Origin of the sequence: Nosocomiicoccus sp. HMSC059G07, from assembly GCF_001815515.1 — a bacterium.
Classification (GTDB): domain Bacteria; phylum Bacillota; class Bacilli; order Staphylococcales; family Salinicoccaceae; genus Nosocomiicoccus; species Nosocomiicoccus ampullae_A.
This window is the reverse complement of record NZ_KV820865.1, coordinates 39,149-47,809: the sequence shown is the minus strand read 5'-3', so window position 1 is coordinate 47,809 and position 8,661 is coordinate 39,149. Positions and strand designations below refer to the sequence as shown.

Below are 8,661 nucleotides of genomic sequence, written 5' to 3'. Positions count from 1 at the left end.
AAACCGCAACCTCTTTTACATAAATCCGATTTATGTCAAAAGATTAAAAATAATTTTACGTAGACGACTTTTACGTTAAATCATATCCTATTATTTAAACAGAACGAAAATTAAAACCGTTCATAAAATGAAAACGAGGCGATTATCACCCAGATACTCGCATTTTTATCGTCTCGAACATCTTAATTTTACGCAAATCACTTTTGCGTCAACGACTATCTCATTAATTTAACGATTAGAGCAATTGTGTTAACGAAACCGCAACCTCTTTTACATAAATCCGATTTATATCAAAAGATTAAAAACAATTTTACGCAAATCACTTTTACGTTAAAGCATCCTCAGTTATTTAAACAAAAAACGAGTACCATTCAGATACTCGTCTTTTAGATTAAGATATTATTGTTAATTTGTTTTTTTAGTTGTTTTCGTTTTTTTAGTAAATCACATGATTTCGATGCGTTTTTAGCATTTAATTTTTGCTTTCTTTTCGTAATTATCTGACTGACAGATACCATCAAATCACGCAACCTTTCACGTTTATTTTTTTACTTTACTATAGTAACATACTTTAAAAATTTTTAAAGAATTTTATCTGATTTTTTTCAAAAAAAAGACAGTTACAAAGTAACTGTCTTTAAAACATCCGATAGCGTCGTGTGTTTTTGCCAGATGATTTGGCCTGCTTTGTGCAGGTGGGTGCCCTGCCAAATACTCATGAAGTCCCGTTAAATCCGGGCGTTCCAATTATATTCGGACGCCAAGCTCCCGATTTTATAGGTGTTAGGTCAAAATAAAACCGGCACATCACGAACGCATCAGATGTTTTACTTGTTATTATAATAGCATATACTGTGTATTCATGCAAAGAAATTGCATTTAATGAATCTGACATAAGTTAATATCGCAGTTTTCACAGTTAATAATTTTTCTTAATCGCTTAATATCTTTAATCGTAATAATCTTACGATTTACGTCAATGATACCCTCTTTTGTTAATTCTTTTAAATATCGATTCACGACTTCTCGGGATGTACTAGCGAGCATCGCGAGTTCTTGGTTTGTTAGCTTCGTGTCAATCACAATACCACTCTTCGTCTCTACACCAAACGAGTTAGATAATCGAACAAGGACGCTAGCAAGTGCACCGAGTTTTCCATATGAAAGTAAATCTCTTAGTTTAGAAGAGTGTCTTTGTCTTTCAATTTCAAGCCAACGCATCCATTCTATTGTATATGAATTATCTGAAAGTATTTTTTGTTCAAAAATCGAGCGTTCAATACGATATAGATGTACTTCAGTTTTCGATTTAGCAAACGTAGAATGACGCTTTGGTCCACAAAATAAAGTGAGCGATCCAAACAAACAATCTTCTTTTAAGTAATGGATTGCATTTTCTGATCCATCATCTTGCATTCTTAAAACAAATACTTCCCCAGTTTCAATTACATATATATGTTCTGTTGGATCTCCAGAGTGATAAATAAATTCGTTTTTCTTTAATTTTAATTCATTACCATTTTGCTTTATGTATTTAAGGATAAGTTCAGGTTTAAATAATTGAGAATTCGAGATAGTAATCACTTCCCTTTAAACAAAATTCTATCATATTTTGTGACTTTTATCACTTTTTACAGCATATATTGTGAACGTTTTCAAGAAAAACATCACAAATATCTATGAAATTGTTACGAAAATATGTCAAAGTGTGACTTTTATCACTTTTTTAAAAAGGTAAATACACTACAATAAAGGTATAAGAATACGGAATTGGAAGGTGAATTACTATGGCTGATAAAAAAGTCGTACATCAAAATGATGACAAAGATATTGTAAAAAACGAAAATGTCACTGAAGATGTACATAATTTAGATTTACGAGGCACGTTTTTCTTTACGATGGCACTCGGCGCACTAATGTTAGTTTCTTGGCTAGGTGTATTCTGGTTATTTATGGAAAGAATGTAAAAAGGAAAGGTGAAATAAATGCATAAGTACGAAAAGATATGGTTAAGCTTTGGAACTGGTTCATTAATCTTATTCCTTGTTATTTTAGGAATTTCAGCAGTTCACCAAGGTCACTCACCTGCAGCATCAGGTATTGAAACAATTAACCCTGATCACGTGAGAGACGACGCAAGATTTAAAGAACCTGGTTTATATGAGTCACAAGAAGAAGGATTCGATTATGACTTATACATGGTCGCAAGCATGTTTAGATATGAACCTGCTGAAGTCGAAATCCCGAAAGGTTCTAGAGTTCGTGTAATGGTAACAACTCCAGATGTGATTCACGGTTTAGAAGTAGCAAAGACAAATATTAACATGATGGTAGAGCCGGGGTTAATCTCTAAATATCATGCAACTTTCAATAAAGAAGGCGAATTTTTAGTTGTATGTAACGAATATTGTGGGACTGGCCATACGGACATGACATCAATCATTAAAGTTGTCGGGAGTGAAGAATAATGGCGAAGTCTTATAAAAACACAACTAAAAATGAATTATACAAAGCAGACACAGTCATTAATAGAAAAGACGCAAAATTAGTTCTTGCGAACTTCTTATGGGTAATTTTTGCACTCGTAGTTGGTGGGTTCGCAGGGGCATTACAGACATTTGTTCGTTCAGGATATTTTGAATTACCGTTTAATATTGGATACTATCAAATCTTAACGTTACACGGTGTGATTCTTGCATTAGTTCTTACATTCTTCTTTATTGTAGGATTCCAAACTGCCGTTGTATCAAGAGCAATGGGTAGTTTAACTGACGGAGAAAGAAAGTCAGGTTGGATCGGATTTTGGTTAATGTCGATCGGTACGTTAATGGCAGCAGCCATGATCGCAACGAACCAAGCAACAGTTTTATATACATTCTATGCACCACTTCAAGCACATGGTATCTTCTATGTTGGTTTAACACTCGTTATCGTAGGTACATGGATTGCAACAGGTGCTCAGACAAAGCGTTACTTTAGATGGAGAAAACAAAATCCAGGTCAAAAAACACCTACGATTGCATATTTTGTTGCTATTAACAACGTCATGTGGTACGTATGTACCATCGGTGTCGCAACATCTGCGTTAACTCAACTTATCCCTTGGTCATTCGGATTAATCGATACAGTTAACGTAAAACTTACACGTACGTTATTCTGGTACTTTGGACACGCACTCGTATACTTCTGGTTATTACCAGCATATATGGTTTGGTATGCAGTATTACCTAAAATTATCGGAGTTAAAGGTTTTTCAGATAAACTTGCAAGACTTAGTTTCGTCTTATTCCTATTCTTCTCAATTCCGGTTGGTATCCACCACCAATTAGTTGAACCAGGAATCGATGCATTCTGGAAAGGACTCCAAGTTGTATTAACGTTCATGGTTATCGTACCATCACTTATTACAGCATTTAGTTTATTTGCATCATTTGAAACATTCGGACGTAAAAATGGTGCGACAGGTTTATTCGATTGGTTTAAGAAATTACCTTGGAACGACTCAAGATTCGTATTACAGTTTGTCGGTATGTTATTCTTCGTACCTGGTGGTATCGGTGGTATCATCAACGCATCTGGTCAAATGAACCAGGTCGTTCACAACACGATGTGGGTCGTTGGACACTTCCACATTACAGTTGGTACACCAGTTGTATTAACTTACTTTGCAGCAATGATGTTCTTACTTCCGCACTTAGTCGGTGGTAGAATGACTAAACTTACAAACTCACTTGGTTTATGGTTAGCATACACGTGGGCATTAGGTATGGGTATTATGTCATTTGCAATGCACATGGCAGGTATCAAAGGTGCGCCTCGTCGTTCAACATTCTCTGAGTACGGTGGTCATGCAGTTGCCGAAGAGTGGATCAGTTATCAGTTATTACAAGCAATTGGTGGTTCATTCTTACTAATCGCTATTATCATCGCATTCTTTGCATTCTTCTTATCACTAAGAACACCGAAGACAGATGTTGTCGAAGAGTTCCCTATCGCTCGATTCATGGACGATGGAGATGCACCACTTAAATGGGTTGAAAACTGGAGATTATTAATCATCATTACGATTTTCTTAGTCGTAATTGCATACACAGTTCCAATCTCACAAATCTTTACAGAAAACATTCCAGGATCACCAGGATTTAAAGCTTGGTAATCAAACACAAAAATAAGCTTAGCAAATTGCTAAGCTTATTTTTTATTACTTACCTTCTGGTTTAATTTGAAGATGTAATTCGTTTAATTGTCTGTTTGAAACAAACGATGGTGAATCCATCATTAAGTCTTGTGCACTACTTGTTTTAGGGAATGCAATAACGTCACGGATATTATCTGTTTTTGTTAGTAACATAACAAGACGATCTAATCCGTATGCTAAACCACCATGTGGTGGTGCTCCATATTTAAATGCTTCGATTAAGAAACCAAACTGATCGTGCATTTCTTTTTCAGAGAAACCAAGTGCTTTGAACATTTTCTCTTGAAGTTCAGGATCAGAAATACGTATTGACCCTCCACCGAGTTCATAACCGTTTAATACGATGTCATAAGCATTTGCTTTTACTTTTTCTGGTGTTGTTTCTAGTAGCTCGATATCTTCTTCTTTTGGTGACGTAAACGGATGGTGTGCTGCAACAAAGCGTTCTTCCTCTTCATCGTATTCAAATAATGGCCAATCTGTAATCCATACGAAGTTGTATTTATCTTCGTCGATTAACTCTAACTCTTTACCAAGTTTATTTCTTAAGTTACCTAGACTTGCATTTACAACAGATGCTTTATCTGCTCCGAAAAATATGAGGTCATTGTTTTCAACGTTTAATAGTTGTTTTAATTCTGCTTGTTTTTCATCGTCAAAGAATTTAGCGATTGGACCTGAGAATGCTTCGTCGTTATATTTTAACCAAGCAAGTCCTTTAGCCCCGTATAATTTTACATACTCTTCAAGAGCCTCAATATCTTTTCTAGAGTATTTGTCTGCATTGTTTTTAACGACGATTGCTTTAACGATTCCACCGTTTTCAACTGTAGATTTAAACACTTTAAAGTCGACGTTTTTACTAAATTCGCTAAGTTCTACGAGTTCCATATCAAAACGTGTATCTGGCTTATCTACACCGTAACGTAACATCGCATCATCATATGTCATACGTGCAAATGGTGTTTCAATGTCTAAACCTTTGACTGTCTTAAATACGTGTTTTAATAAACGTTCGTTTAGGTCGACCATATCTTCGACGTCAGTGAATGATTTTTCGATATCCACTTGAGTAAACTCTGGTTGACGATCACGACGTAAGTCCTCATCACGGAAACATTTTACGATTTGATAATATCTTTCAAAACCACTTAACATAAGTAGTTGCTTATAAATTTGTGGTGACTGTGGTAATGCATAAAATTCACCGTGGTGAATACGTGACGGTACTAAATAGTCACGTGCACCTTCTGGTGTTGATTTAGATAAAAACGGTGTTTCAACATCTACGAAAAATTCGTCATTTAAAAATTCACGAATTGCTGCAGTAGTTTTATGGCGTGTTCTTAATGTTTCTTGTAAACGTTGACGTTTTAAATCGACGTAACGATATTTTAGTCTGACGTCTTCACTTACGTCTTCATCTTCAATTTGGAATGGTGGAGTTTGCGCTTTAGATAACACTTTAAGTGTATTTGCAACGACTTCTAACTCACCTGTTTTAATGTTTTCGTTCACTGTCGACGGGTCACGTTTAACGACTTCACCAGTTACTTCAATAACGTACTCTGAGCGTAGTGTGTCTGCAATTTCTGTTGCTTCTTGATTGTCTTGATTAAAAACAACTTGTACGACGCCTGAAGCATCTCTTAAGTCGATAAAGATTAACCCACCTAAGTCACGACGGCGTTGTACCCATCCTTTTAATATTACAGTTTCGTTTAATTGTTCTAACGTTTCTAATACGAGTGTTCTACTCATTATTTAATAGCCTCCTGTAAGTTTTCAATTGAAGTTTCCACTTCTTCTCCTGTTGCCATATGTTTTAATTTGACTTGACCAGTTTCAAGTTCATTTTCACCTAATACAATTGTATAAGTCGCACCTTTACGGTCTGCATCTCTAAACTGAGCTCCGACACCACGAGCTTTATAATCCATATCGACAGTCAATTTATTTTTTCTTAACCGTGATAATAACACGCTCGCATAGTCTCTTGCTTCTTCCCCTATCGTCACAACATATAAATCTAGCGTGTGAGGGTTTTTAATCTCTATACCTTCTGCTTCAAGTGCAAGTAGCAATCGTTCAATAGATAAAGCAAATCCGATACCTGTTTCTTTCGGACCGTCTAACATTTCTACTAAACCGTTATATCGACCACCACCTGCGAGCGTAGTAATCGAACCAAAACCATCTGAAGTACTCATTAATTCAAATGCAGTATGTGTGTAATAGTCGAGTCCACGAACTAAATTCGGATCTTCGACGTATTTAATACCGATTTTGTCGAGTTGAGATTTTACTTTTTCGTAATACGACAGTGATTCTTCATTTAAGTAATCAGTGATTTTTGGTGCTGTCGCCATTAACGGGTGATTTTTATCTTTTTTACAGTCTAATATTCTCATTGGATTTGAATCGATTCGTGACTGACAGTCAGAACAAAACTCATCAATACTCGGTCTAAAATGTTCTTGAAGTGCTTTTTGATACTCTTTACGACTATCAAAGTCACCAATTGAGTTAATGTGTAGCTCTAAATCTTTTAAACCAAATGACTCGTAAAACGCCATCAGCATGCTTAAAATTTCAACATCGATTAACGGATTTTCAACACCGATCGCTTCTACACCGAACTGAACGAACTGTCTGTAACGCCCTTTTTGTTGACGTTCGTATCTGAACATCGGCTGATTGTAGAAGACTTTAATCGGTTGATTGGGGTCGCCGTACATTTTGTTTTCAATATAACTACGTACGACCGGTGCTGTACCTTCAGGACGAAGTGTCATACTTCTATCGCCTTTATCTTTAAACGTATACATTTCTTTATTGACGATATCTGTCGTATCCCCAACAGCTCTTACGAATAAATCCGTACTTTCAAAAATTGGCGTTCTAATTTCTTGGTAATTGTACTTTTCACAAACGTCTTTAAGTGTGTCTTCAATAAACTGCCACTTATAAGAATCTTTCGGTAAAATATCTTGCGTACCGCGTGGTATTTGTATCATAGATTTCCCTCCATAAAAATATCCCTTATACCGCTTATGGTATAAGGGACGAATATATCGTGGTGCCACCCTAATTTAGTAATGGTTTACTCTTCATTAAAAATTATTTTATTAATATATAGAAGTGTCTGTAACATTTTAAAATGCGTCATTCTCACCAAACATGACGTCTCTGCTCGCTCATTTTTAAAAGTACTTCTTCTATAATTAGATTATATAAATTATAAATTAATATCGTACTTATAGTCAAATGTTTATCTACTCTTCAAGATATATTTCTAAGCCATCTAATAGTCCTTTAACTAAACGATTTTGATAATCGTCAGTATTAAGTAAATAATCATCAACGTCGTTACTTAAAAATCCGAGTTCGACTAACGTTGCAGGATAATCGAGTTGTTCTGTTACTTGATATCCCATAACTTCAACGCCATTATTCGGCAACAGTGCGTAACGGTCTAAACCTTCATTCATAGCAGTTGCTAAGTCTTTTTGGTTATCATGAGTATAGAATGTTTTAAAGCCAGTAGGTTCTGGAGATTCAAACGCATCACTATGAAGTGAGATAAAAATATCTCCTTCGACTTCACGATCATCGAGTTCTACTGTTTTATTCGAGTTACGAATCATCACGACTTTTGCATTCGATTGTTTTAACACTTTTTCTAACTTTAGCGCAACGGATAACACAATCGTTGCCTCGTTTTCACCATAATATGACGGTGCCCCTGGATCTGTACCACCGTGTCCAGGGTCAATGACGATTGTTTTTCCTTTAAAGTCATATTTCTTTTCTGTAAAATCAATTGTTATATTTTGATAATTATTTTTTGGTTCATATGATTTTACGATGTAAATAAATGAAAAAATAAATAATAAAGACGTTACAAATATAAATAACGGTTTTACATATACATGCTTTTTTGTTTTAAGAAACCAAATTAAAAATTGGCCGACCTTTTTTAAGAATGCCTTTAGTCCATTCATTAAATAATCTTACCTTCTTTGGATTCATATATGATTGTAATCGGTCCACTATTTGTTAAACGAACATCCATATGCTCACCGAAAAATCCAGTTTTAACGAGCACCCCTTCTTCTCTTAGTTGCTCATTAAAGTATTCATATAGCTCGTTTGCATGCTCTTTACTCGCAGCACCGACAAACGATGGACGGTTTCCTTTTCTGACATCTGCATATAACGTAAACTGAGAAATACTTAAAATCTCTCCTCCGACATCTTTGATCGACAAGTTAATTTTTCCGTCGTTATCTTCAAACACTCTTGCCTTTACAATCTTTTCAGCAAGTTTTTTTGCATCTTCTTTCGTAGATGTCTCACTCACACCGACGAGTAACATATATCCCGTTTGGATTTCATTATATAACTCGTTTGTAATGACTGAAGCATGACTTACTTTTTGTAATACGACTTTCACTTATAAC

Annotated in this window: 8 protein-coding genes and 1 other RNA gene; 3 read left to right on the top strand and 6 right to left on the bottom strand. The window is 35.4% G+C overall.

Going from position 1 to position 8,661, the window contains the following annotated elements:
* Positions 1 to 639 precede the first annotated feature (639 nt).
* Positions 640 to 828: non-coding RNA, 6S RNA (gene ssrS, locus HMPREF3029_RS07000), on the bottom strand.
* A 51-nt stretch (positions 829 to 879) separates the two neighbouring features.
* On the bottom strand, positions 880 to 1,584 hold the full coding sequence (locus tag HMPREF3029_RS06995; protein ID WP_083315010.1) for a Crp/Fnr family transcriptional regulator: 705 nt from the start codon (positions 1,582 to 1,584) through the stop codon (positions 880 to 882).
* A gap of 203 nt (positions 1,585 to 1,787) precedes the next feature.
* Between HMPREF3029_RS06995 and HMPREF3029_RS06990 the strand changes: the two genes are divergently transcribed.
* From HMPREF3029_RS06990 to HMPREF3029_RS06980, 3 genes are read left to right on the top strand one after another with little or no spacing between them, the layout of a single operon-like run.
* Entirely contained in the window at positions 1,788 to 1,967 is a 180-nt protein-coding gene (locus tag HMPREF3029_RS06990; protein WP_068128192.1) for a cytochrome c oxidase subunit 2A, read from the top strand.
* Between the two features lie 18 nt (positions 1,968 to 1,985).
* The gene (locus HMPREF3029_RS06985; RefSeq protein ID WP_068128190.1) at positions 1,986 to 2,468 is read left to right on the top strand and encodes a cupredoxin domain-containing protein; all 483 of its coding nucleotides are present in this window, start codon (positions 1,986 to 1,988) and stop codon (positions 2,466 to 2,468) included.
* Positions 2,468 to 4,156, top strand: a complete 1,689-nt coding sequence (locus HMPREF3029_RS06980) for a b(o/a)3-type cytochrome-c oxidase subunit 1 (protein ID WP_070710259.1) — start codon at positions 2,468 to 2,470, stop codon at positions 4,154 to 4,156. The genes HMPREF3029_RS06985 and HMPREF3029_RS06980 overlap by 1 nt, the downstream gene beginning before the upstream one ends.
* A gap of 45 nt (positions 4,157 to 4,201) precedes the next feature.
* Here HMPREF3029_RS06980 and aspS read toward each other — a convergent pair whose 3' ends face one another.
* From aspS to dtd, 4 genes are all read right to left on the bottom strand, one after another.
* Positions 4,202 to 5,959: an aspartate--tRNA ligase gene (aspS, locus tag HMPREF3029_RS06975; RefSeq protein WP_070710258.1), complete on the bottom strand. Its 1,758-nt coding sequence runs from the start codon at positions 5,957 to 5,959 to the stop codon at positions 4,202 to 4,204.
* A complete protein-coding gene (gene hisS, locus HMPREF3029_RS06970) occupies positions 5,959 to 7,215 on the bottom strand; it encodes a histidine--tRNA ligase (protein WP_070623907.1) in 1,257 nt (418 codons plus the stop codon). The genes aspS and hisS overlap by 1 nt, the downstream gene beginning before the upstream one ends.
* 258 nt (positions 7,216 to 7,473) lie before the next feature.
* Positions 7,474 to 8,202 carry an N-acetylmuramoyl-L-alanine amidase family protein gene (locus HMPREF3029_RS06965; RefSeq protein WP_068128179.1) on the bottom strand — a complete coding sequence of 243 codons (729 nt, stop codon included), beginning with the start codon at positions 8,200 to 8,202 and terminating at the stop codon, positions 7,474 to 7,476.
* The gene (gene dtd, locus HMPREF3029_RS06960) at positions 8,202 to 8,654 is read right to left on the bottom strand and encodes a D-aminoacyl-tRNA deacylase (protein WP_070456351.1); all 453 of its coding nucleotides are present in this window, start codon (positions 8,652 to 8,654) and stop codon (positions 8,202 to 8,204) included. Before dtd ends, HMPREF3029_RS06965 begins: the two co-directional genes overlap by 1 nt.
* Positions 8,655 to 8,661 lie beyond the last annotated feature (7 nt).